Origin of the sequence: Pedococcus bigeumensis (assembly GCF_006438965.1) — a bacterium.
In the GTDB taxonomy this organism is placed as follows: domain Bacteria; phylum Actinomycetota; class Actinomycetes; order Actinomycetales; family Dermatophilaceae; genus Pedococcus; species Pedococcus bigeumensis_A.
In genome coordinates, this window is record NZ_RCZM01000001.1 from 548,061 (window position 1) to 572,580 (window position 24,520).

General features: G+C 70.5%; 22 protein-coding genes. 14 read left to right on the forward strand and 8 right to left on the reverse strand.

What is annotated here, in order from left to right; genetic code table 11:
* The first annotated feature begins 17 nt into the window (after positions 1-17).
* From EAH86_RS02450 to EAH86_RS02495, 10 genes are all read left to right on the forward strand, one after another.
* Positions 18-1,472, forward strand: a complete 1,455-nt coding sequence (locus tag EAH86_RS02450; protein WP_140737015.1) for an NAD-dependent malic enzyme — start codon at positions 18-20, stop codon at positions 1,470-1,472.
* The gene (locus EAH86_RS02455) at positions 1,465-1,896 is read left to right on the forward strand and encodes a VanZ family protein (protein WP_241668144.1); all 432 of its coding nucleotides are present in this window, start codon (positions 1,465-1,467) and stop codon (positions 1,894-1,896) included. Before EAH86_RS02450 ends, EAH86_RS02455 begins: the two co-directional genes overlap by 8 nt.
* Before the next feature lie 215 nt (positions 1,897-2,111).
* Positions 2,112-4,466 carry a DEAD/DEAH box helicase gene (locus EAH86_RS02460; protein WP_140737016.1) on the forward strand — a complete coding sequence of 785 codons (2,355 nt, stop codon included), beginning with the start codon at positions 2,112-2,114 and terminating at the stop codon, positions 4,464-4,466.
* Positions 4,467-4,594: 128 nt separating this feature from the next.
* The gene (locus EAH86_RS02465; protein WP_140737017.1) at positions 4,595-5,161 is read left to right on the forward strand and encodes a YqgE/AlgH family protein; all 567 of its coding nucleotides are present in this window, start codon (positions 4,595-4,597) and stop codon (positions 5,159-5,161) included.
* 97 nt (positions 5,162-5,258) lie between these two features.
* Entirely contained in the window at positions 5,259-5,561 is a 303-nt protein-coding gene (locus EAH86_RS02470) for a DUF3039 domain-containing protein (protein ID WP_140737018.1), read from the forward strand.
* A 200-nt stretch (positions 5,562-5,761) separates the two neighbouring features.
* On the forward strand, positions 5,762-6,724 hold the full coding sequence (locus EAH86_RS02475; RefSeq protein ID WP_140737019.1) for a zinc metalloprotease: 963 nt from the start codon (positions 5,762-5,764) through the stop codon (positions 6,722-6,724).
* 115 nt (positions 6,725-6,839) lie between these two features.
* The gene (locus tag EAH86_RS02480) at positions 6,840-8,594 is read left to right on the forward strand and encodes a DEAD/DEAH box helicase (protein ID WP_140737020.1); all 1,755 of its coding nucleotides are present in this window, start codon (positions 6,840-6,842) and stop codon (positions 8,592-8,594) included.
* A 101-nt stretch (positions 8,595-8,695) separates the two neighbouring features.
* A complete protein-coding gene (locus EAH86_RS02485) occupies positions 8,696-9,082 on the forward strand; it encodes a DMP19 family protein (protein ID WP_140737021.1) in 387 nt (128 codons plus the stop codon).
* A gap of 69 nt (positions 9,083-9,151) precedes the next feature.
* Positions 9,152-9,559: a hypothetical protein gene (locus EAH86_RS02490; protein WP_140737022.1), complete on the forward strand. Its 408-nt coding sequence runs from the start codon at positions 9,152-9,154 to the stop codon at positions 9,557-9,559.
* A 163-nt stretch (positions 9,560-9,722) separates the two neighbouring features.
* Positions 9,723-9,932, forward strand: coding sequence for a dodecin (locus EAH86_RS02495; RefSeq protein ID WP_140737023.1), 210 nt, complete (start codon positions 9,723-9,725; stop codon positions 9,930-9,932).
* A gap of 90 nt (positions 9,933-10,022) precedes the next feature.
* Here the strand turns inward: EAH86_RS02495 and EAH86_RS02500 are convergent, their stop codons facing one another.
* Positions 10,023-10,505: an Lrp/AsnC family transcriptional regulator gene (locus tag EAH86_RS02500; RefSeq protein ID WP_140737024.1), complete on the reverse strand. Its 483-nt coding sequence runs from the start codon at positions 10,503-10,505 to the stop codon at positions 10,023-10,025.
* A gap of 107 nt (positions 10,506-10,612) precedes the next feature.
* Here EAH86_RS02500 and hppD point away from each other — a divergent pair, with 107 nt between their 5' ends.
* Positions 10,613-11,833, forward strand: a complete 1,221-nt coding sequence (hppD, locus tag EAH86_RS02505) for a 4-hydroxyphenylpyruvate dioxygenase (protein WP_140737025.1) — start codon at positions 10,613-10,615, stop codon at positions 11,831-11,833.
* A gap of 125 nt (positions 11,834-11,958) precedes the next feature.
* Positions 11,959-12,945: an RDD family protein gene (locus EAH86_RS02510; protein ID WP_140737492.1), complete on the forward strand. Its 987-nt coding sequence runs from the start codon at positions 11,959-11,961 to the stop codon at positions 12,943-12,945.
* Positions 12,946-13,021: 76 nt separating this feature from the next.
* On the opposite strand, the gene fahA is transcribed toward EAH86_RS02510, so the two are convergent.
* Together fahA and EAH86_RS02520 are read right to left on the reverse strand one after the other, a co-directional pair.
* Positions 13,022-14,272 carry a fumarylacetoacetase gene (gene fahA, locus EAH86_RS02515; protein WP_140737026.1) on the reverse strand — a complete coding sequence of 417 codons (1,251 nt, stop codon included), beginning with the start codon at positions 14,270-14,272 and terminating at the stop codon, positions 13,022-13,024.
* Position 14,273: 1 nt separating this feature from the next.
* Positions 14,274-15,128: a hypothetical protein gene (locus EAH86_RS02520; RefSeq protein ID WP_140737027.1), complete on the reverse strand. Its 855-nt coding sequence runs from the start codon at positions 15,126-15,128 to the stop codon at positions 14,274-14,276.
* Positions 15,129-15,204: 76 nt separating this feature from the next.
* Here EAH86_RS02520 and EAH86_RS02525 point away from each other — a divergent pair, with 76 nt between their 5' ends.
* Entirely contained in the window at positions 15,205-16,494 is a 1,290-nt protein-coding gene (locus tag EAH86_RS02525) for a homogentisate 1,2-dioxygenase (RefSeq protein WP_140737028.1), read from the forward strand.
* Positions 16,495-16,660: 166 nt separating this feature from the next.
* Complete coding sequence (locus EAH86_RS02530; RefSeq protein WP_241668145.1) at positions 16,661-18,559, forward strand: bifunctional metallophosphatase/5'-nucleotidase; 1,899 nt, start codon at positions 16,661-16,663, stop codon at positions 18,557-18,559.
* A gap of 45 nt (positions 18,560-18,604) precedes the next feature.
* Here the strand turns inward: EAH86_RS02530 and EAH86_RS02535 are convergent, their stop codons facing one another.
* From EAH86_RS02535 to nirB, 5 genes are all read right to left on the reverse strand, one after another.
* Entirely contained in the window at positions 18,605-19,030 is a 426-nt protein-coding gene (locus EAH86_RS02535) for a Rieske (2Fe-2S) protein (RefSeq protein ID WP_140737029.1), read from the reverse strand.
* A 128-nt stretch (positions 19,031-19,158) separates the two neighbouring features.
* The gene (locus EAH86_RS02540; protein WP_140737494.1) at positions 19,159-20,244 is read right to left on the reverse strand and encodes a uroporphyrinogen-III synthase; all 1,086 of its coding nucleotides are present in this window, start codon (positions 20,242-20,244) and stop codon (positions 19,159-19,161) included.
* Between the two features lie 23 nt (positions 20,245-20,267).
* Complete coding sequence (cobA, locus tag EAH86_RS02545; protein ID WP_140737030.1) at positions 20,268-21,518, reverse strand: uroporphyrinogen-III C-methyltransferase; 1,251 nt, start codon at positions 21,516-21,518, stop codon at positions 20,268-20,270.
* Positions 21,515-21,937, reverse strand: coding sequence for a nitrite reductase small subunit NirD (gene nirD, locus EAH86_RS02550; RefSeq protein ID WP_140737031.1), 423 nt, complete (start codon positions 21,935-21,937; stop codon positions 21,515-21,517). Before nirD ends, cobA begins: the two co-directional genes overlap by 4 nt.
* On the reverse strand, positions 21,934-24,513 hold the full coding sequence (gene nirB, locus EAH86_RS02555) for a nitrite reductase large subunit NirB (protein WP_140737032.1): 2,580 nt from the start codon (positions 24,511-24,513) through the stop codon (positions 21,934-21,936). Before nirB ends, nirD begins: the two co-directional genes overlap by 4 nt.
* Between the last annotated feature and the right edge of the window lie 7 nt (positions 24,514-24,520).

Sequence of the window (24,520 nt, forward strand, 5' to 3'; positions counted from 1 at the left end):
TCGAGAGAATGCCGACCATGAGTGCAGCCCCGTCCGTGTCCAACTCCATCACCGTCCGGTTGACCCTCCCGGCCCGCGCCACCGCGGTCTCCGAGCTCACCGGCGTCATCGAGAAGGGCGGCGGACTGGTCACCGGTCTCGACGTCACCGCCTCGGGTTCCGACCGGTTGCGCGTGGACGTGACCGCAGCGGCCCGTGACACCGACCACGCCGATGCGCTGGTCGAGGCGATGCGCGGGGTGCACGGCGTGGAGATCGGCAAGGTCTCCGACCGCACCTTCCTCGCCCACCTGGGCGGCAAGCTCAAGATCGAGTCCAAGGTCCCGATCCGCAACCGCGACGACCTTTCGCTGATCTACACCCCGGGCGTGGCCCGCGTCTGCCTCGCAATCGCCGAGAACCCCGCCGACGCCCGACGCCTGACAATCAAGCGCAACACCGTGGCCGTGGTGACCGACGGGTCGGCGGTCCTCGGCCTGGGCAACATCGGCCCACTCGCGGCGCTCCCGGTCATGGAGGGCACGGCCGCGCTGTTCAAGCGGTTCGCCGACATCGACGCCTTCCCGATCTGCCTCGACACCCAGGACACCGAGGAGATCATCCGCACGGTCAAGGCGATCAGCCCCGTCTTCGCCGGCATCAACCTCGAGGACATCTCCGCGCCCCGCTGCTTCGAGATCGAAGCGCGACTGCGCGAGGAGCTCGACATCCCGGTCTTCCACGACGACCAGCACGGCACCGCGATCGTCACCCTGGCTGCGCTGCGCAACGCGCTGCGCGTGGTCGGCAAGGAGCTCAGCGAGTGCCGCGTGGTCATGTCGGGTGCGGGAGCCGCCGGCACGGCGATCCTCAAGCTGCTGCTCAAGGCCGGCGCCACCGACGTCGTGGTGGCCGACCAGTTCGGTGTGCTGCACGCCGACCGTGAGGACATCGCGTCCGGACAGCACCCGGCGCTGGCCTGGTCGGCCGCGAACACCAACCACCGTGGCGTGACCGGCTCGCTCAAGGACGCTATCGCCGGTGCCGACGTGTTCGTCGGTGTCTCGGCGCCCGGCATCCTCACCGGTGACGACATCGCCACGATGAACGACGGGGCGATCGTCTTCGCCATGGCCAACCCCGAGCCCGAGGTCGACCCCATCGCGGCCGCGCAGCACGCCGCCGTCGTGGCCACCGGGCGTTCCGACTTCGCCAACCAGATCAACAACGTGCTGGTCTTCCCCGGAGTGTTCCGCGGCCTGCTCGACGCTGCCTCCAAGTCCATCGACGAGGACGTGATGCTGGCCGCGGCCAAGGCACTCTCCGAGGTGGTCCACCCGGAGGAGCTCAACCCCGCCTACATCATCCCCAGCGTCTTCCACCCGGACGTCTCCAAGGTGGTCGCGGCCGCGGTCAAGGCTGCGGTGCTGGGCACGACTCCCGAGACCGTGCCGCTGCGACGCATGGCGGAGGAGCCCGAGCTCATTGGCTAGCTCGTCGCCCGACGACCAGGCTCCGCCCGACTCCTCCCGCGTCGCGCTCGGCTCGCCCGCTGGGCGCGCCACCATGGTCGTCGGCCCACCGCGCCGGACTGCCGTCGTCGTCTTCGCGCTCCTGCTGGCCGCCCACCTGGCTGCGCTCTACTGGCCGCGGGTGGACATCCAGGGCCCGGTGACATGGACCGACAAGGTCGTCCACGTCCTGCTGTTCCTCGCGCCCACGCTGGCCGGGCTGCTCGCCGGCGTCCGGCCGGCCTACGTGGTGGGGCTGTTGGCGTTGCACGCACCGGTGAGCGAGCTGGTCCAGCACTACTTCCTCCCGAACCGGTCCGGCGATCCCTGGGACGCCGTCGCAGACCTTTGCGGGGTGGTGCTCGGGGTCACGTCGGTGATGGTCGGGAGGGCGCTGCGGCGCTGATAGACTGCTCTGGCTCAGTTCGGCGGCGCCTGGCAGCGCCATGAGGTGGCATAGGCGCCACAGACGCATTCCCTACTCCGACTGCAGTCCCACCGGATGACAACTGTCGATCCGGTCCAACGGGCCCCAGGGGCCTGAGGCTCGTCTTCTTCGTTGCCCTCGCCAGGTCGCTCGAGACGTGTCTACCTCGAGTACCTGAAGTGAGTTGAATATCAGTGCCCAAAAACCTGCGATCCGGCGCGCCCAAAAAGGCCCGATGGACCCCAGAAAAGAAGGCTGACGCGAAGAAGGGCCCCAAGAAGGCTCACCGCGGCCAGTCCGCTGCGCCCTCCGCCGGCAGCTCGTATGCCGCCCGTCCGGCCCGTGACGGTGACCGTCGCCCCGAGCGCAGCGACCGTCCCGCCCGCAGCTTCAACCGTGACGACCGCCCGGCCCGCAGCTACGACCGCAGCGACCGTCCGGCCCGCTCGTTCAACCGTGACGACCGCGCGCCGCGCAGCTACGACCGGAGCGAGCGTCCCGCACGCAGCAACGACCGCGACGACCGTCCGGCCCGCAGCTTCAACCGTGACGACCGCGCGCCGCGCAGCTACGACCGCAGCGACCGTCCGGCTCGCACGTTCAACCGTGACGACCGCGCGCCGCGCAGCTACGACCGCAGCGACCGTCCCGCACGCAGCAACGACCGCGACGACCGTCCGGCCCGCACGTTCAACCGTGACGACCGCGCGCCGCGCAGCTACGACCGCAGCGACCGTCCGGCCCGCAGCTTCGACCGCGACGACCGTCCGGCTCGCACCTTCAACCGTGACGACCGGCCGCAGCGCCGCGACTCCACCCGTGACGACCGCCCGGTTCGTCGCAATGACCGTGATGCCAGTGACCGTAGTGAGAACCGTGGTCCCCGTCAGTACAACCGTGAGGACCGCCCTGTGACCAGCTATACCCGTGACGACCGTCCGGCCCGCAACAACGACCGACCCGCGCGCAGCTTCGACCGCACCGAGCGCCCGGCCCGCAGCAACGACCGGACCGACCGGCCGGCTCGCAGCTACGACCGCAGCGACCGCCCCGCCCGCAGCTTCGACCGCAACGACCGTCCCGCCCGCAGCTTCGAGGGTCAGGTCGACCCCGAGGCCGAGCGCATGGAAGCCGACACCTGGGTGAAGGCGACCCGCAAGACCGTCGACGGTCCCGTGACGGTCGACGCCGACAACGGCTTCGCCGGACTCGGCCTCTCCGAGCGCCTGGTCGAGCGACTGGCCCGCGACGGCATCACCACGCCGTTCCCGATCCAGTCCGCGACCATCCCGGACGCCCTGGCCGGCATGGACATCCTCGGCCGCGGCCAGACCGGCTCCGGCAAGACGCTGGCCTTCGGCCTGCCGATGCTGTCCCGTCTCGCCGACGGCGAGAAGGCTGCTCCCCGTCGTCCCCGCGCCCTGGTGCTCGTGCCGACCCGCGAGCTGGCCATGCAGGTGTCCGACGCGCTCGAGCCGCTCGTGCACGTCCTCGGCCTGAAGCACAAGCTGGTCGCCGGTGGCCTGTCCTACACGACCCAGATCAGCGCGCTGAACCGCGGCGTCGACCTGCTCATCGCCACCCCGGGCCGGCTCAAGGACCTCATCGAGCGCGAGGCCGTGCAGCTGCGCGACATCCAGATCGCCGTCCTCGACGAGGCCGACCACATGGCCGACATGGGCTTCATGCCCGAGGTCACCGCCATCCTCGACCAGATGCCGGCAGGCGGTCAGCGGATGCTCTTCTCGGCCACCCTGGACAAGGGTGTCGACAAGCTGGTCGAGGGCTACCTCACCAACCCGCAGACGCACTCGACCGACGACGCCAAGGCCTCGGTCACCACGATGGAGCACCACGTGCTGCTCATCGACCCGATGCACAAGAAGACGATCACGGCAGAGGTCGCCAACCGTGCAGGCCGCACCGTGGTCTTCGTGCGCACCAAGCTCGGTGCCGACCGCGTGGCCCTCCAGCTGCGCGAGCAGGGCGTCTTCGCGGCTGCCTTGCACGGTGGGCTCAACCAGGGCGCGCGCAACCGCGTCCTCGGCGCCTTCCGTGACGGCAGCCTGCCGGTCCTCGTCGCCACCGACGTCGCCGCCCGCGGCATCCACGTCGACGACGTCTCCGTCGTCCTGCAGGTCGATCCGCCGGCCGACCACAAGGACTACCTGCACCGCTCCGGCCGTACCGCCCGCGCGGGCGACAAGGGCACCGTCGTGACCCTCGCCCTGCCGCACCAGCGTCGCACCATGGAGCGGATGGCCAAGGACGCCGGCATCGACGCCGTCCCGACCAAGGCGATCCCCGGTGACGCTCGCCTCGCGGCGACCGGTGCCGTGACCCCCAGCGGCATCCCGGTGCCCGAGGACAAGGTTCGTCGCGTCCTCGAGGGCAACAAGCGCAGCGGACGCCCGTCCGGCCAGGGCGGCCCCCGTGGCGGTGGCCCCCGCGGCCCGCGCCAGGGTGGCGGCAGCCGCTCCTTCCGTGACGACCGCTCCGGCGGCTCGCGCGGTGAGCGCCCCAGCTACTCGCGCGCCGCCCGGGGCTGAACCACCCGGCATACCCGGCCCACAGGTGAGGCGAGCGGCAGCTGATCGCCGCAGCACCTGAGGCCCGCATCACCTGAACGGCCAGAGCCCCGGTCCCCGCGACCGGGGCTCTGGCGTCGGCAGGCAGAATGGGGGACGTGGAGACCACGGACCTGTCGGGCAACCTGCTCGTCGCGACACCCCAGATCGTCGACGGGGTGTTCTGTCGCAGCGTCGTCCTCCTCCTGCACCACGATGCGGAGGGCGCGCAGGGAGTCGTGCTCAACCGTCCGATGGACGCCCGCGTCGACGCCGTCCTGCCCGACTGGCAGGCGCACGCCACCGCCCCCTCGGTGCTGTTCGAGGGCGGACCGGTCGGCCTCGACAGCGCACTCGGGCTGGTGACCGTCCCCGGAGACGTCGAGCCGCTGGGCGTCAAGCGGCTGTTCCGCGGCTTGGGCCTCGTCGACCTCGACACCCCGCCGGCGATCGTGGTGCCCGAGGTGGCCGGCCTGCGGATCTTTGCCGGGTATGCCGGGTGGTCACCGGGGCAGCTCGAGGAGGAGGTTGCGTCGGGCAGCTGGTACGTCGTGGAGTCCGAGGGGCGCGATGCCTTCGACGCAGATCCCGAGCAGCTCTGGACCCGGGTGCTGCGCCGCCAACGGGACCACCTGGCCTTCGTCGCGACCTTCCCGACCGACCCCGAGATGAACTGAGCCAGCCGCCGACTGCGCCTGTTGGAAGCGAAACTTCCGGATCTCCGGAAGTTTCGGCTCGGACCGACTGCCGTTGCTCACGGCATACAATCGCGGGATGAGCGAGCCCCAGATCCCCCTGGACGACCCGCTGGCCCCGCAGGCCCAGCCCACGACCACGACCGCCGTGCTGGAGCGCGAGCAGGTCGAGGAGCAGCTGCAGGAGCCGGGCGACCACGAGCGCTTCTCGCACTATGTGCGCAAGGAGAAGATCCTCGAGAGCGCCCTGTCCGGCGACCCGGTCGTGGCGCTGTGCGGCAAGGTCTGGATCCCGGGTCGGGACCCGAAGAAGTTCCCGGTCTGCCCGACGTGCAAGGAGATCTACGAAGGCCTGCGCGCACCGCAGGACGGCGGGGAGTGAGCTGACGCGGACGGGCGTCGACGCAGGTCCCGCGTGGGCATGTATCGGTTTGCGTCCGGTTGGGTACGGTTCGACCCAAAGCCTGAACGACTCTTTACCTCTGCCTGCCTCTTTGCATCCCTGAGCAGGGGCGTCGGCTCCTAGCGTGCAAGGTCGACCCACCTTCCGATCCGGAGGTGGTGACCCGCGAAAGGACGCTCATGAAGCTTCGCTCTCGAATCGCCCTGTCCTCCCTGATCCTCGGAGCCGCCGCACTCGGCCTCGGTCAGGCCGGCGCAGTTGCCCAGCCGATGGCCGGTCTGAACACCGTCGCCGCCGACTGCGCGACGCACACCGACGCGGTCAACTCCGCGAGGAGCGCGCAGGGTGGCAACCGCAAAGACGGCAACGAGCTGTCGGACGCCCAGGCCAAGGCCATGGAGGCCAGCCTCGCCAAGGCGATGGCAGCCAAGGGCTTCACGAAGACGGCCAACGGCTCGGCCCGGAAGCCGGGCGGTGGCGGCGCCTTCACCCCCACGCCGGTCAACGTCTACTTCCACGTGATCACCAGCGGCACCACCGGGGACGTGTCGGGTCTGGTCAACAGCCAGCTGAGTGTGCTCAACAGCGCCTACAGCGGCACCGGCTTCTCCTTCGTCAATGCCGGGGTGGACAAGACCAACAACTCCACCTGGTACAACCTCGCCCAGGGCAGCGCCGCCGAGCGCTCCATGAAGACCGCTCTGCGCAAGGGCACGATGGACGACCTCAACATCTACACCGCGAACCTCTCCGGCGGGCTGCTCGGCTGGGCGACCTTCCCGAAGTCGACCTACGACGCGATGGACGGAGTCGTCGTCCTCGACCAGAGCCTGCCCGGTGGCAGCGCTGCGCCGTACAACCTGGGTGACACCGCCACCCACGAGGCCGGCCACTGGTTCGGGCTCTACCACACGTTCCAGGGCGGCTGTAACGGCAACGGCGACTACGTGGCCGACACGAACGCCGAGGCCTCCCCGGCGTTCGGGTGCCCGACCGGTCGTGACAGCTGCGCCAGCAAGCCCGGCCTGGACCCGATCAAGAACTTCATGGACTACACGGACGACGCGTGCATGAACTCGTTCACGGCCGGTCAGGTCACCCGCGCGCAGAACGCCTGGGTCACCTACCGACAGGGCCACTGACCACCCCCTGACGTGACGCCTCCGGGCGACACGCTCTAGCACACCACCGAGGCCCCGGCGCAGACGCCGGGGCCTCGGCATGTCGTTTCACGGCAACGGATAACGTGGCCGCCCTATGAGTACCGCCGCCGCCTCGCACCTTTCACCAGCGTTCCCGGAGCGGGCGGCCTGGGGCACTGCCGACAAGCTGCGCGCCTGGCAGCAGGCCGCGCTCACGGCATACCTGCGGGTCGACCCCAAGGACTTCCTCGCGGTGGCGACGCCGGGCGCCGGCAAGACCACCTACGCGCTCCGCCTGGCCACCGAGCTGCTCGGCCGCGGCACCATCTCGGCGGTGACGATCGTGGCGCCCACCGAGCACCTGAAGACCCAGTGGGCCGACGCCGCCGCCAAGGTCGGCATCCACATCGACCCGAAGTTCTCCAACACCTCGGCCCGGCACTCCAGCGAGTACGACGGCGTCGCGCTGACCTACGCCCAGGTGGCGAGCAAGCCGTCGCTGCACCGCACCCGCACCGAGTCCGCGCCCACCCTGGTGATCCTGGACGAGATCCACCACGGAGGAGACGCGCTGTCGTGGGGCGACGCGATCCGCGAGGCGTTCGAGCCCGCGACCCGGCGGCTCGCACTGACGGGAACACCGTTCCGCTCCGACACCTCACCGATCCCGTTCGTGACCTACGCCGAGGACCGGGACGGCATCCGTCGCTCGTCCGCCGACTACACCTACGGGTATGCCGAGGCGTTGCGTGACGGTGTCGTGCGGCCGGTGCTGTTCCTCGCCTACGGCGGGGCGATGCGCTGGCGCACCAAGGCCGGCGACGAGATCGCAGCCCGGCTCGGCGAGATGCTCACCAAGGACTCGATGGCGCAGGCTTGGCGGACCGCGCTGGACCCCAAGGGGGAGTGGATCCCGTCGGTGCTGGCGGCGGCCGACAAGCGGCTGACCGAGGTGCGTCGCGGGGTGCCGGACGCGGGCGGCCTCGTCATCGCGTCCAACCAGACCGCGGCGCGTGCGTATGCGCGGATCCTGGAGGCCCTGACAGGCGAGAAGCCGACGCTCGTGCTCTCCGACGACGCGGGCTCGTCCGCGCGGATCGAGGAGTATGCCGCGAGCGAGTCACGCTGGATGGTGGCCGTGCGCATGGTGTCCGAGGGTGTCGACGTGCCGCGGCTGTGCGTCGGTGTCTACGCCACGTCCACGTCGACGCCGCTGTTCTTCGCGCAGGCCGTCGGCCGGTTCGTCCGGGCCCGCCGCAGGGGCGAGACGGCGTCGGTCTTCCTGCCGTCGGTCCCGGTGATCCTCGAGCACGCGGCCCGCCTGGAGGACGAGCGCGACCACGCACTCGACCGGGTGAGCAAGGATGACAGTGCCGCGTCGATGTGGGCCGAGGAGGACGCCCTGCTCGACGCCGCCAACCGGACTGCCCGCACCCCCGACATCGACGCGATGGCCTTCGAGGCGCTGGAGTCCGACGCCGAGTTCGACCACGTCCTGTTCGACGCCAAGCAGTTCGGCCTCAACGCCGTGACCGGGTCCGACGAGGAGCAGGAGTACCTCGGGCTGCCCGGTCTGCTCGACCCTGACCAGATGGCGGTCCTGTTGCACGAGCGGCAGGCAGCCCAGAGCACGCGCCGGCCCAAGAGCGCTGCGCCGCAGCAGGTTTCGGCGCACCGAGCTCTGGCAGCCCAGCGACAGGAGCTCAACAAGCTGGTTGCCGCGTACGCCCGCAAGAAGGGCGCGCCGCACGGCGTCGTGCACAACGACCTGCGGCGGGCCTGCGGTGGACCATCCCTCGAGGAGGCCACCTCCGAGCAGGTCGTGGCGCGGGTCGAGAAGATCAGGGCCTGGTTCGTCGGACGTCGCTGACCGGGCGCACGCGAGCTGCCTTCGGGACGACCATTCCGTGGCGCTGACGGGGTTTCGCCCTGCGCCGGCCCAGCAGGAGGTGACATGCTGCCCTCATGGACGTGGCTGACAGCATCTGGAACCGTGCGGCACTCGAGTCCGGAGGCCCGACGCCGGGCGCCGGTGACCAGGCCCTCGCTGCCGCACTGAGGTTGCACAGCTCCGCGATGTCGGGTGGTGTCCTGGACGCCGTGGAGAACATGACCGACGAGGAGCTCGACGCCGCCGAGGCGGGCTACCGCTGGCTGCACGTGCCGGCGGCATCGGAGGCCATCGCGGCCGTCCGTCGGGCGATCGCGGACGGGGCCCTCGACGATCCTGATGCCGCCAGCGCCCTCGAGCTGTCGTCGGAGAACCACTACGACGAGGCCATCGAGGACGACGCGGCCCTCGACAACGCGTTCCGGGCGCGGCTGAGCACCGACCCCGAGGCCTTCTCCTCGGTCTAGGTCGCGGTTCCACGCAGTCGACTCCAGGGCACATTGCACTGGGCAGCCTCCTCACGACAGGGTGTCGGCGTGGACCTCGTCAACGCAGTCTGGATGCTGACCGCCCTCGCCGCGGTCGTCGTGATGCTTACGCGCTCACGGCTGATCGCCACCGAGAAGCAGTCCGGGGTGACCGAGACCCCGCGCGGACTGCTGAACTCGCACACGACGCTGGGGGTGGTCGCGCTCGCAACGTGGATCGCGTGGCTCGTCGGCGCGCCCCGTCTGGTCGGCTGGGTGGCGATGGTCGCCCGGTGGGTGGTGGTCCTGATCGGCCTGATCGTGCTGGCCCGGTGGTTGCCCACCCGAGGTCGTCACGCGACCGGCGCCACCGACGACGGCTGGGCGCACGGACCCTGGCTGTCGGCACTGGGGCACGTCGGAATGCTGCTCGGAATCGCCTTCTTCACCTGGGTCTTCGTCGGCGACCGTCTCTGACGGTGACCCACCGGCGCTCTGACGGTGACCCAGTAGCGCGCTGACCGTGACCCGCTGGCACTCTGACGGTGACCCAGCAGCGCTCGGACGGTGGCCGCGCTGCCGGCTGCGGCGCTAGCGTGACGAGGACGGCGACACTGGGCCGCCGAGGACGGAGCAGGCCATGGCCAACCACGTGTACTCCATCTCCGAGGTCGTCGGCACCTCGCCCGACAGCGTCGAGACCGCGGTCGCCAACGCTGTCACTCAGGCGGCAAAGACGCTGCGCAACCTCGACTGGTTCGAGGTGCAGAGCGTTCGCGGGCAGATCATTGACGGCGCGATCGCGCACTGGCAGGTAACCGTCAAGCTCGGCTTCCGCATCGACGACTGATCCACGCGCCCGACTTCTGGCCACAGGTGTCGCATGAGGCGCCGGTTCCGGGCCTGAACCCGCCACCGGTGGCCAGAAGTGCGGGAGCGGTCAGGACTGTGGGGGCCGCTCGCTGGCCGACTGCACGAGCGGCAGGGTGCGCAGCGGGATGCGCGTCGCCAGCGAGATGGCCGTGTTGGCCCGGATGACGTGCTCGTCGTCGACGACGGCGTCGATGACCCGCTGCAGGTCGGCGTTGTCGCGCGCGACGATGTGGATGAACAGGTCGCCGGATCCGGTGATCGTGTGCGCCTCGAGGACCTCCGGGATGCCGGACAGGTGGTCGACGACGGGGGTGTGTCCGCGACCCTGCCGGATCTCCAGGGTGCAGAACGCCGACACCGGGTATCCCATCGACGCGGGGTCGATCTGGGGCGCCCACGAGCGGATCACCCCGCGATCGCCGAGCCGGTCGATCCGCGCCTGGACCGTCCCCCTGGCGACCCCGAGATCCCGGGAGGCCCCGAGCACGCCGATCTGCGGCTGCGCGGTGAACAGGGTGATCAGTCGTCCGTCGAGCTCGTCGAGGTTCATGGTCACATTGTCCACACTCGCACCCCAACAAGCCAGCATTGTGCGCAGACTGTGCACCGCGGCGGCATACAGTTGCACACCCGGGACGTAGCCGCCACGCTGCAGGGATGACGACCCACGCGACCGACACCGCCCTTGACCTGACCCCGCAGGAGCGCGAGGCCAACCTCGACATCGAGCAGCTCAAGCAGCTGGTCGGCCTCGTCGAGTACGACGAGAGCAAGGACCCGTTCCCGGTCACCGGCTGGGACTCGATCGTCTTCGTGGTCGGCAACGCCAGCCAGACCGCGCACTACTACCAGTCCGCATGGGGCATGGAGCTCGTCGCCTACAGCGGTCCCGAGAACGGCCAGCGCGACCACAAGTCGTTCGTCCTCAAGTCCGGCTCGATCCGGTTCGTCATCAACGGCGCGGTCAGCCCCGACAGCCCGCTCATCGAGCATCACGCCAAGCACGGGGACGGCGTCGTCGACATCTCCCTCGAGGTGCCCGACGTGGACAAGTGCGTCGCCCAGGCCAAGTCCGCCGGTGCCCGCGTGGTCCGCGAGGCCGAGGACATCACCGACGAGCACGGCACCGTCCGGATCGCGTCGATCGCGACCTATGGCGAGACCGTCCACACCCTCGTCGACCGCTCCGGCTACACCGGTCCCTACCTGCCCGGCTACGTCGCGCGGCAGTCGTCCTGGGTCAAGCGCGACGGCGCCCCGAAGCGGCTCTTCCAGGCCCTCGACCACATCGTCGGAAACGTCGAGCTCGGCAAGATGGACGAGTGGGTCACCTTCTACAACAAGGTCATGGGCTTCGTGAACATGGCCGAGTTCATCGGCGACGACATCGCCACCGACTACTCCGCGCTGATGTCCAAGGTGGTCGCCAACGGCAACCACCGCGTCAAGTTCCCGCTGAACGAGCCGGCCATCGCTAAGCGCAAGAGCCAGATCGACGAGTACCTCGAGTTCTACAACGGTCCCGGCGCCCAGCACCTCGCGCTGGCGACGAACGACATCCTGCGCACCGTCGACGAGCTGCGCGCCAACGGCGTCGAGTTCCTCGACACCCCGGACTCCTACTACGGGGACGAGGAGCTGCGCTCGCGCATCGGTGAGGTGCGTGCGCCGATCGAGGAGCTGCAGAAGCGCAAGATCCTCGTCGACCGCGACGAGGACGGCTACCTCCTGCAGATCTTCACCAAGCCGCTCGGCGACCGCCCCACGGTGTTCTTCGAGATCATCGAGCGGCACGGCTCGCTCGGCTTCGGCAAGGGCAACTTCAAGGCGCTGTTCGAGGCCATCGAGCGCGAGCAGGACGCCCGCGGCAACCTCTGAGCGACAGGCAGGGTATGCCGGGTGGTCGCCACCCGGCATACCCGGCGTCTGTCCTGGGGCTGGGGCTGCTCTCTGCGCTGGCATGACTGGCGGGGACCTCGCAGCCAGCGTGAGAGGCTGGGCACATGGACATGCCCACGAAAGCCGGCTGGTACGACGACCCCGAGAACGACCAGCAGCTGCGCTACTTCGACGGTGTGGTCTGGTCCAAGCACACCACCCCGCGCTCGACGAGGGTGAACTCCGCGGCTGCCCAGCCCGGTCAGCAGGAGTTCCCCGGGCAGGGGCACGCACCCCAGTACCCCGGCCAGGTCCAGGCGCAGGCCCCCCAGCAGGCCCCGGGGTATGCCGCGCCGACGGCTCCCGGAGCAGGCGCGCCACCCGCTGGGCCCGCAACCACGCCCGGAGCACCACAGGCGACGTCGCCCGGTAGTCCCCAGCAGGCCGGCTGGCAGCAGCCGGGCCAGCCCGGTCAGCAGTACCCGGGCCAGAACCAGCAGTTCCCCGGGACCCCGCAGCAGGGTGGCTGGAACGCCACCGCCTACCCGGGCTGGCAGCCGGTGCCGACGACCCCGGACGGCCAGCCCCTGGCGAGCTATGGGCGACGGGCTGGGGCCTTTGCCATCGACTTCGTCGTGACGAGCGTCCTCGGCGGGCTGTTGTCGGCGCCGGTGCAGCTCAGCTCCAGTGGCGAGCTGCAGAAGGCCGTGGACGACTTCGTCGCCGGTGGCACCTCCACCAGCTTCCTCGACGCGGTGATGAACATGTCGGAGCAGAACCTCGTGCCGCTGACCCTGATCGGGCTGGCGACGAGCTTCCTCTACCACGTCATCTTCGTCGCGCTGTTGTCGGCGACACCCGGAAAGCTGCTGCTCGGGATCAGTGTCCGTCGACGCGCGGCGCCCGGACGCGTCGGCTGGTCGATCGCCGTCCGCCGTCGCTTGCTGCAGACGGTCCTGGGACTGCTGCCCCTCGTCCCGCTGCTGCAGCTGGCCTACCTGCTGGGTTCAGCGGTCGACCTGAGCTGGCCGCTCTGGGACGACAAGAAGCAGGCGCTGCACGACAAGATCGCCGGCACCAACGTGGTCGTCGGCAGGCAGCCGCCCCGCTAGCCCTGCCGCCGCGCCAGCCCTTCCGCGCGGCGCTGCCCGGTGGGTACGTGCGCGGCGGGTAACGCTGCGCGGTCGCTCAGCGAGCGGGGAGGATCCGCCCGCCGACCTCGCCGAGCCCGATCCGCGAACCAGCGGGACCCGGCGCCCACGCGCGCAGCACGACGGTGTCACCGTCCTCGAGGAAGCTGCGCTCGCTGCCGTCGGTCATCGTGACCGGCTCGGTGCCGTTCCAGGAGAGCTCGAGGAAGCTGCCGCGGCTGTCCCGAGCCGCCCCGGAGATGGTGCCCGAGCCGAACAGGTCACCGCTGCGGATCGACGCCCCGTTCACGGTCAGGTGCGCGAGCATCTGCGCGGGCGCCCAGTACATGTCGCGGTACTCAGGGCGTGACACGACGGTCCCGTTCCACTCGACCTCGACGTGGATGTCGAGCCCGAAGACGGCATCGGCGGCGCCGCGCAGGTAGGGCAGGGGGAGCGGGTCCTGGGTCGGCAGCGCTGAACGTGCCGCCTCGAGGGCAGCCATCGGCGTCACCCAGGCAGAGATCGACGTTCCGAACGACTTGCCGAGGAACGGGCCCAGCGGGACGTACTCCCAGGCCTGGATGTCACGCGCGCTCCAGTCGTTGAGCAGCACGACCCCGAACAGGTGCTGCTCGGCGGCCAATGAGACGTCGACGCTCGCGCCCAACGTGGTGCTGCCGCCCACGACGAACCCCAGCTCGGCCTCGATGTCCAGCTTGCGGCTCGGCCCGAAGGTCGGTGCCGGGTCGGCAGGAGCCTTGCGCTGGCCGCTCGGTCGGACCACGTCGGTGCCGGACACCACCACCGTGCCTGAGCGGCCGTGGTACCCGATGGGCAGGTGCTTCCAGTTCGGGGTGAGCGGCTCGGAGTTGGGACGGAAGATCTTGCCGACGTTCGTGGCGTGGTGCTCGCTGGCGTAGAAGTCGACGTAGTCGGCCACCGCGATCGGCAGGTGCATGGTGACCTCGCCCAGCGGGATGAGGTGAGGTCGGACAGCCTCCTCGTGGACCGCCTCCGAGAAGACCTCGGTGAGCCAGTCCCGCGCGATGGTCCACGCCTGATGCCCAAGCTCGAGGAAGGGGTTGAGGCTCGGGTTCGCCCACGCCACAGCGAGATCCGGCCCATCGCCGACCCCCACCGCGTCCTTCCCGATCTGCGCCACCGCGCCGGCGTCGAGCACCCAGTCACCGATCCGCACCCCGACCCGGGGGGCGGTGCCGTTGGTCGAGAAGACGCCGTAGGGCAGGTTGGCGAGGCCGAACGGGTGGTCGTCGGGCAGGTCGAGCCAGGTGCTGGCGGAGGACAAGTCAGGCTCCTTGGACGAGGCCGAGCGTGGTGAGCTCGCCGATCGGGTCGGTCACCTCACAGCATCCGTATGCCGTGAAGAAGGCCCGCACGATCGCCGCGTCGGCAGCGCTCATCCGGGTGATCTGGGGGACGAGGACGGCCGGATCGCGTTCCGCCAGAAGGGGAACGAGCTCGTCGACCTCCTCGCCGTTGAGCGCCCACCGGACGGCGGCGAGGACGTTGAGCAGGCCGTGCTGCTCCTCGCCGTCGTGGGTGCCGCGAAGGGCGTGATGCAGGCCGCCGGTGAGCTTGAAGCCGAGGTCGTGGTCGATGGCCGCGCGGACGAACGTCGCCAGCTCGGTCTCGTCCGGCCAGGCCCACGTCTCGGTCGCGCCGGTGCGGAACTTCGCCTGCAGCGGGGCGAGATCCGAGGCGTCGGAGGCGATGTCGGCGATGGCAGCCACCTGGTCCGAGCCTCGGGGCACCTCGAGACTGAGGGGCAGCCCGCCGAGGTCGGTGGCCCGCCAGTCGGGCGTCCAGCCGAGCTCTGCACCCGCGACCTCGACTCCAGTGGTTGAGCGCAGCACCCCGACGGCGGCGGCCACCACCTCGCCGGGGGTGCCGGGGCGACCGATGACCCCCACGCGCAGCGGCTCACGATCGAGCAGGGGCTCGAGGTCACCGGCCGCGGAAGCGGGGACGAGCAGCGGACCCACGCACGCGGCATACCCGCTGGTGCGGTGGACGCGGTGCCTGCGGACCGCTTCGGGAAGCGGCGCGTTGCCGGGCGGGAAGACCGCGGCGTCGTCCACGAGGGAGGCGAACAGGGACGGCTCGGCAGGGCGGTCGGCGCGGGCATCCGACAGCGGTGGCATGACGGGCAGGCTACTAGGGTGGGACGGGGCCGAGGACCCGGCCCGCACCGACGCGAGACCACACCGAGGTGGACCTGTGGCGCACTACCAGGCGATGGGCAGCATCCCGCCCAAGAGACACACCCAGCACCGCCGGCCGGCCGGCCGCGGGAAGAAGGGCGAGCTCTACTACGAGGAGCTGATGGGGGAGGAGGGGTTCTCCTCGGACTCCTCGCTGCTCTACCACCGCAACATCCCCTCGACCATCGCGGCTGCGCGCGAGTGGGCCATCGGCGACCTGTCGACCACGCCGAACCACCCGCTCACGCCACGGCACCTCAAGCTGCACGACCTGTTCGAGGCCAAGGACGTCAAGAACACCGACGTCGTGACCGGGCGTCGTCTCGTCCTCGGCAACGGTGACGTCCGCATCTCGTATGCCGTGGCCGGGGCTCCCAGCCCGTGGTACCGCAACGGGATCGGTGACGAGTGCGTGTACGTCGAGCGCGGGGCGGCGCGCGTCGAGACGGTGTTCGGCGCGTTCGACGTGGCGCAGGGCGACTACCTCGTGATCCCCCGGGCCACGACCCACCGGTGGATCCCGAAGCGCTCCACCAAGGAACCGCTTCGGGCCTACTGCATCGAGGCCAACTCGCACATCGCGCCGCCGAAGCGCTACCTGAGCAAGTACGGGCAGCTGCTCGAGCACGCGCCCTACTGCGAGCGCGACCTGCGACAGCCGTCTGGGCCGCTCCTTGCCGAGGACGTGGGTGCCAAGGCGGGCGACGAGACCGAGGTCTACCTCAAGCACCGCGGCACCGGGCCCGGGGGAATCGTCGGGACCGTGCACACTCTGCCGTTCCACCCGCTCGACGTCGTGGGCTGGGACGGCTGCCTCTACCCCTACGCGTTCAACGTCAGCGACTACGAGCCGATTACGGGGCGGGTGCACCAGCCGCCGCCGGTGCACCAGGTCTTCGAGGGCTGGAACTTCGTCATCTGCAACTTCGTGCCGCGCAAGGTGGACTACCACCCGCTGTCGATCCCGGTGCCGTACTACCACTCGAACGTCGACAGCGACGAGATCATGTTCTACGTCGACGGCGACTACGAGGCGCGCAAGGGGTCGGGCATCGGCAAGGGCTCGATCTCGGTGCACCCCGGGGGTCACGCGCACGGCCCACAGCCTGGTGCGTCCGAGGGCTCGATCGGCGTCGAGTACTTCGACGAGCTCGCCGTCATGGTCGACACGTTCCGACCCCTGGAGCTGGGCGAGGGTGGCCGAGCCGTCGACGACGGCAAGTACGCGTGGTCCTGGAGCCGAGGTCGGGCCGCCGCCGGTGGTGCGCCGAAGGGTGCCGACGGGTCGGACTACAGCATCGGGTGACCCAGCGGTGGGGTGAGCCTCGTCGATGAGCGGGGCTGTCTGGGACACAGCATGTCGAATGTCCGTTTTCGCGAGTAGGGTTGGGAACCCCCGCCACGTCGACGCAGCCGTGGCTTGCGCACCGGGCACTCCGTGAGCTCCCGGCCACTTGTCGTTGGAGGCAATCGTGACGTCCGCACGCACCGCCGTTCAGGAGCTCGCCCAGCAGGAGCGCAGCCGTCGCGAGATGATCGCGCTCGCCGTGGTGGGTGGAGCAGGGGCCGCCGTCTTCGGCGGCGCCACGCGCGCAGACGCAGCGCCCGAGAAGGGGCCACTGAAGTCGGACCAGCCGGCACGGTTCCGGCTCACCGTGCTCGGGACGACGGACACCCACGGCAACGTCTTCAACTGGGACTACTTCAAGGACGTCGAGTACGACGACTCGGCCCACAACGACATCGGCCTGGCCAAGATCTCGACTCTCGTGACGGCGATGCGCGCCGAGCGGGGCGAGGCCAACACGCTCCTGCTCGACGCCGGCGACACGATCCAGGGCACCCCGCTGGCCTACTACTACGCCAAGGTCGACCCGATCACCGGTGGCTCTGTCCACCCGATGGCCAAGGCGATGAACGCCATCGGCTACGACGCGGCCGCCCTGGGCAACCACGAGTACAACTACGGCCTCGAGACCCTCCGCGCCTTCGAGTCCCAGCTCGACTTCCCCCTGCTCAGCGCCAACTCGGTCGACTGGGCCAGCGGTGCGCCCATCTTCAAGCCCTACCTCATCCGCACCTTCAAGGCTCGCGGCAAGGCCGTCAAGGTCGGCATCCTCGGGCTCGTCACCCCCGGCGTGGCCATCTGGGACAAGGCCAACGTCGAGGGTCAGGTCCGCTTCCCCGGGATCGTCGAGCAGGCCAAGGTGATGGTGCCCAGGCTCAAGGCAGCCGGGTGCGATCTCGTGATCGTGTCCTGCCACTCAGGTGCCACGCCCGGCTCCTCCTACGGCGACGCACTGCCCTTCCCGGAGAACGCGTCACGCCAGCTCGCTGAGGAGGTGGCGGGGGTGGACGCCGTGCTCGTCGGACACGCCCACGTCGAGATCATCGAGAACCTCGTCGCCAGCAAGGTCACCCCCGGCAAGAAGGTGCTGTTGACCGAGCCGCTCAAGTGGGGCATGCGCCTGTCGGTCATGGACTTCGACCTCGACTACGTCAAGGGACGCTGGGTGCTGGTCGACGCCCACTCGCACGTGCTCAATGCCAACACCGTCACCGAGGACCCCGAGGTCGCGGACCTCGTCCGTGACGACCACGCCATCGTGCGCACCTACGTCAACTCGGTCATCGGGACCTGCACGATGGCCATGTCGGCCGCCACCGCACGGTTCGAGGACACCGCCGCGATCGACTTCATCAACCACGTCCAGGCCGGCGCTGTGAGGGCCGCCCTGGTGGGGACGGCGGACGAGTCGCTGCCGGTGCTGTCCATTGCCGCGCCGTTCAACCGGGACGCCGCCATCCCCGCCGGCAACGTCACGGTGCGTGACGTCGCGGGCCTCTACATCTACGACAACACGTTGCTCGGGATCCGCTTCTCCGGCGCCCAGGTCAAGGCCTACCTCGAGTACTCGGCGGCCTTCTTCAAGACGGTGACCGGCCCCGGGCCCTATGCCCCTGACGACGTGACCGGCGCCCTCAGCCCCACGACGGGGACCACGATCCCGGACTACAACTACGACATCATGGGCGGGCTCGACGCGTCGCTCGCCTACGACATCGACATCGCCAAGCCGGTGGGGCAGCGCATTGCCAACCTCACGTACGCGGGCCAGGCGATCGACCCTGCGGCCCAGTTCGTCATCGCCATCAACAACTACCGACAGTCCGGTGGTGGTGGTTTCCCCGGCGTCACCACCGCGCCCGTGCTCTACAACGCGCAGGTCGAGATCCGCCAGCTGCTCATCGACTGGACCGTCGACCAGGGCGTCATCGACCCGACCACGTTCACGACCTACGACTGGAAGCTCGTGGCCAACGGCCAGCCGGTCGTCGTCGAGGGTGCAGCAGAGGGCGGCCGGCACTAACCGGGCGCCCCGCCACTCATCGGTCACCGATGGGCGCCCCGGCGCCTAGGCGCCGATGCTCACCCCAGCCAGGGTGGCTCGTGGACTGCGGGCAGGGCCGACGTGGACGACGTCACCGATGAGCTCCACGGCGAAGGTGCGCAGCCGCTGCTGTGGCATGTCGATGGCGTTCAGGCACGCGCCGGTCCGCAGGTCGAACACGAGGTGGTACATCGGCGACACGACCACGGGTGTGTGACCGACCCGTGACAGCCGGCCACCTGCGATGCCACAGGCGGTGTAGGGGTTCCGGTCCTCGACCGCCCAGACCCGGTCACCCGACCGGAACAGCGCGACGGCCTCGCCGGCAACCGGGAAGGACGCGCCGTGCCGGGTCGGCAGGTGCTTGAGCCCGATGAGCGCCACCATGTCCCGCGCCGCCCTCGGCGACGCCACCGGCGGCCCCGTGGCACCATCGCTGTCCTCGTCCACGCCGTCAGGCTAGGGACGGGCTGTTTCGCGGCGACGGTGCTCGTGTGACGTCCCTGTAAACCCTCCGCCCGGAAGGCTGGCCCTGCCCTCATCGGGCGGTCGCGGGCCATCGCCCGGTGGGGCCGGCTTCACGTGGCCAGACGGTAGCCGCGCTTCACGACAGTCTGGATCAGGGCGCGGCCGCACACGTCGCGCAGCCGCGCGACCGCGACCTCCGCCGTGTGCGGGTCGGCCGAGTCTCCCGGAAGCACCGCAAGGACCTGTGCACGGGTCACCACATCGCCCCCGGCGTCGGCGAGCAGGCGCAGCACCTCCAGGCCGTTGGGGGAGACCGGAAGGACGTGGCCGTCGAGCAGGGCAACAGTGCTGCGCACCTGGAGTGGCCCGGCGCTCGTGAGCACCGCGGTCGACTGTGCCTGCTCGAAGTGCCCAACCAGGGCCCGGACCAGCGCCCCCAACCTGCCGCGGTCCGGTATCAATGGCGTGATTCCCCTGTCCTGCAACGGCTTTGCCGTGACCGGACCGACGGCAGCCGCCACCAGGGCGCCGGACGCCATACGCGCGGCGATGCCCGTCCACTGGTCCTGCAGCTCGGCCTCGGCCAGCCAGGCAGCCGCTCCCGGCGCGGACGTGAAGACGACGGCGTCGATCTGTCCTGCGGCGGCAGCGTGCACGGACTCGCGGAGGGCCGCTGGCTGAGGGGACGGACCCCACCGGTAGACCACGAGGCTCACCACGTCCGCGCCGGCAGCCGAGAGCTCGGTGTCGACACCGTCAGCGCCCGCGCCGTGGTGCTGCACTGCGATGCGCACTCCCGCGACCCCTTCGGTGAGGAGCAGGTCGAGGATCTCGGCAGAGGTCTCGGACTCTGCCACCCAGTCGGCCTGGAGTCCCGCGGCCTGGATCGCGCCGTGTGCCTTGGGTCCACGGGCGACGATCCGGGCGCCGGACAGCACGTCGATGAGCTCGTCCGCCACCCCGGCCGCGTCGGCGGCCTCGACCCACCCTCGGAACCCGATGCCGGTGGTGATGACGACGATGTCCGGAGGGGACTCCAACAGGCGCTTGGTGTCGAGGAGGAGCTGGTCGTCGTGCTCGTGCGGCACGATGCTCAGGGCTGGCGCGTGCCGGACCGTGGCGCCGCGCCGAGTCAGCGCCGACGAGAGCTCGGCCGAGCGGCGGTCCGCCGTGACGAGGACGACGCATCCGGCCATGACCTGGCTGAGTCGGCTCGCCGTCACGTGCTGGCCGCCGCATCGAGTGTCGCTGCGTCAACCGGCGCTGCGGCGAGCAGCGAAGGATCTGCGACGGCGCCGACCACCACCACCGCGGGTGCCTTGACTCCCCGAGCGGCCGCCGCCTCGACGATCTGCCGCAGGGGCGCGCGCGTCACGCGCTGGGTCGGCAGGGTGGCGTCCTCGACGATGGCCACAGGCACCAAGGGGTCGGATCCGGCGGCGAGCAGCTGGTCGACGTGCGAGGCGAGACGGCCGACCCCCATGAGGACCACCAACGTCGCGTGGCGACGGACCACGACGTCCAGGGCCGACTGGTCCAGCTGGCGATGACCGTGCGTGACGTGGACCGAGGCAACGGTGCCGCGGTGGGTGACCGGGATGCCGGCGGCCAGCGGGGCGGACAGCGCCGACGTCACCCCCGGCACCACCTCGACGGGTATGCCGTGGGCCGCCAGCGCCTGCTGCTCCTCGCCCCCTCGGCCGAAGAGGAAGGGATCGCCACCCTTGAGCCGGGCCACGACCCGGCCGCGTCCCGACTGGTCGATGAGGATGGCGTTGATCTCGTGCTGGGTGGCGGCGTGACGGCCTGGTGCCTTGCCGACGTCGATGACCTCGACGTCCCCCGGGAGCGAGTCGAGGATCGAGGTCGGCCCGAGTCGGTCGGTGACCACGACGTCCGCCTCGAACAGCGCCCTGCGCGCCCGGACGGTCATCAGGTCCGCGGCACCGGGGCCGCCACCGATCAGGATGACCCGACCGCGTGAACCGCTGCCGCGGCGGTGGTGGCGCAGGTCGAGGGTGCCCATGGTCAGCGTGCCGGCGAGCTGGTCCCGGACTCGCGCGGCACGAGCCGGGTCGGGGTCGCCCACGGAGGTCACGGCCACGGTGAGCCCGGCGTGCCGAGTGCTGGCCGGGGTGCGAGCCGTTCCCAGCGAAGCGCCACTGGCGCAGACGCTCCACACTCGTCGGTCGGTGGCCCACCGGCAGACCTCCGCGTTGACCGCGGAGTCGTCGGTGGCGGCGTGCACGAACCACACGCCGTCGAGGTCGGACTGCTCCACCGGGCGACGGTGCCAGACCACCTCGTCCGCCAGCACGCGGTCGACCAGGTCCTCGCAGAGCTGCGGTGCGACCACCGTGACAGCAGCACCACCATCGAGCAGCGTGGCGGCGCGGCGTGCCGCCACGGGCCCTCCGCCGGCGACGAGCACCGCACGTCCGGCCAGGTCCAGCCCGACGAGGGTCGTCATCCGGTGCCGCGCTCGACTGCGTCGGGCAGGAGGGCCTGACCGGGCTCCACAGGTGGGCCGACGCTGACGACGTCATCGGCCACGTGCACGGCATAGGCGAGCAGGTGGCGGGGGTCCTTGCCGACCGGGTCGAGGCACTGCCCGGTCCGCAGGTCGAAGACCTGTTTGTACATCGGTGAGGCCACCGTGGGTGTGCCGCCCCGCGTGCCCACGATCCCGCGCGACATGACGTGGGCGCCGCTGTACGGGTCGAGCTGCTGCACGGCATACACGGTGTCGTCGAAGGTGCGGAACAGGGCGACCTGGCTGCCGTGGACCAGGGCACACGCCCCGCGCTCGCGGGGCAGGTCCTCGACGGTGCAGACCGGGAGCCAGCTCGGCTCCAGCGCCAGCGGGGACAGGCTCGTCTCGGTGGTCATCGGCGCACCTCCAGGGTCGTGCCGGCGATGAGGAGGGAGCCGCCTGCTCGCTCGGACTCCGTTGCGGGACGGGCCTGTCCGCGCTCGTTCACATAGGCGAGTGAGTCGTCCGGCTGGTCCGGCGCGTTGACGAAGGACCCGAACCGCCGCAGCTTCTCCGGGTCATTCAGGGCCGCGGCCCACTCGTCCTCGTAGCCCTCCACGTGGCCGGCCATGGCCTCGTCGAGGTCGGCGCCGATGCCGAGTGAGTCCTCGAGGACGACGTCGCGGATGGCGTCGAGCCCACCCTCGTGGTCCTCGACCCACACGGCGGTGCGCTGCAGCCGGTCCGCGGTGCGGACGTAGTACATGAGGAACCGGTCGATGGTGCGCACCAGCATCTCGGTGTCGAGGTCCTCGGCCAGCAGCTCGGCGTGCCGTGGGGTGAAGCCGCCGTTGCCCCCGACATAGAGGTTCCAGCCGTTGTCGGTCGCGATGACACCGACGTCCTTGCCGCGGGCCTCGGCGCACTCACGCGCGCACCCGGACACGCCCAGCTTGATCTTGTGCGGGGACCGCAGCCCTCGGTAGCGCAGCTCGAGGGCGATGGCGAGACCGACCGAGTCCTGCACGCCGTAGCGACACCAGGTCGAGCCGACGCACGACTTCACGGTGCGCAGCGACTTCCCGTAGGCGTGCCCCGACTCGAAGCCCGCGTCGACGAGCCGCTTCCAGATCTTCGGCAGCTGCTCGATGCGGGCGCCGAAGAGGTCGATCCGCTGGCCGCCGGTGATCTTCGTGTAGAGCCCGAAGTCCTTGGCCACCTCGCCGATAACGATGAGCCGCTCCGGCGTGATCTCGCCGCCGGGGATGCGGGGAACGACCGAGTACGAGCCGTCCTTCTGCAGGTTGGCCATCACGTGGTCGTTGGTGTCCTGCAACGTCGCCCGCTCACCCTCGAGGATGTGCCCGGTGCCGAGCGAGGCGAGGATGGAGCCGATGACCGGCTTGCAGATGTCGCAGCCGCGGCCGTTGCCGTGCCGGCCGATGATCTCGCTGAACGTCGTCAGGCCCTGCACCCGCACCACGTCGAAGAGCTGCGCGCGCGACAGCTCGAAGTGCTCGCAGAGCGCGTTGCTCACCTCGACGCCGGACCTCTCCAGCTCGGTGGTGACGAGGCGCTTGACCAGCGGGAGGCAGGAGCCGCAGCTCGTGCCCGCCCTCGTGCACGCCTTGACGCCGGCGAGGTCGGTGCAGCCGGCGTCGGTCACCGAGCACCGGATCGCACCGGCAGTGACGTTGTTGCAGGAGCACACGGCTGCGTCGTCGGGCAGGTCGCCGGCAGCAGCCGGAGCCGCCCCTTCGGGGAGGAGGTATGCCGCGGGGTCTCCGCCCAGCTCGCGGCCCACCATCGGCCGCAACGCGGCATACGCACTGGCGTCGCCGACGAGGATGCCGCCGCGCAGGGTGCGGGCGTCGTCGGACATCACGAGCTTCTTGTAGACGCCGGCGACCGGGTCGGAGATGACGACCTCGAGTCCGCCGGCCTCGGCCGCGAAGGCGTCGCCGAAGGACGCCACGTCGACTCCGAGGAGCTTGAGCTTCGTGGACAGGTCCGCACCGGGGAAGGTGCCCTCACCGCCGAGCAGCCGGTCGGCGACGATCTCGGCCATCGTGTAGCCCGGGGCGACCAGTCCGAGGGTCCGGCCACCGATGCAGGCCACCTCACCGACCGCCCAGACCGCAGGATCGGCTGTCGCGCACGAGTCGTCGACCACGACACCACCGCGCTCACCGACCTCGAGGCCGGCCTCGCGGGCGAGCTCGTCGCGCGGTCGCACGCCGACGGCGAAGACGACCACGTCGACGTCGAGGCCAGGGCCGTCGGCGAACTCCATCTTCGAGACGCGGCCGAGGAGCCCCACGATCTTGGACGTCGCGGTGCTCGTGCGCACCTTCACGCCCAGGGCCTCGATGAGCCGGCGCAGTGCCTCGCCGCCACCGTCGTCGACCTGGAGCGGCATCAGCCGGGAGGCGAACTCGACGACGGTGGTCTCGACCTGGAGGGCGGTGAGGGCACCTGCGGCCTCGAGACCCAGAAGTCCGCCGCCGACGACCGCTCCACGCAGCGGGCGGCCCACCTCGTCGCGGAGGTTCTCGACGTAGGCGCGCAGGGCGGCGACGTCGTCGATGGTCCGGTAGACGAAGGCGCCGCGGAGGTCCCTGCCGGGCACCGGGGGTACGGCGGCATACGAGCCGGTCGCGAGGACGAGGGAGTCATAGGGGAGCGTGCGGCCGTCCGATGTGGCGATCGTGCGGGCCTCGCGGTCGATCGCCGTCGCGGCGACCCCACGGCGGAGCGTCACCAGCGGGTCGTCCCAGATCTCCTGACCTCCCAGGGCGAGGTCGTCGGGGTCGCGTCCGGTGAAGTACGAGGTGAGGGCGACGCGGTCATAGGGAGCCCGTGGCTCCTCGCACAGGAGGGTCACCGCCCACTCACCAGCGGTGTCGCGCGAACGCAGGGCGTCCACGAGCCGTCGAGCCACCATGCCGCCGCCGACCACGACGAGCTCGCGTGGAGACGGGGGCTGGACCATGGCGCCC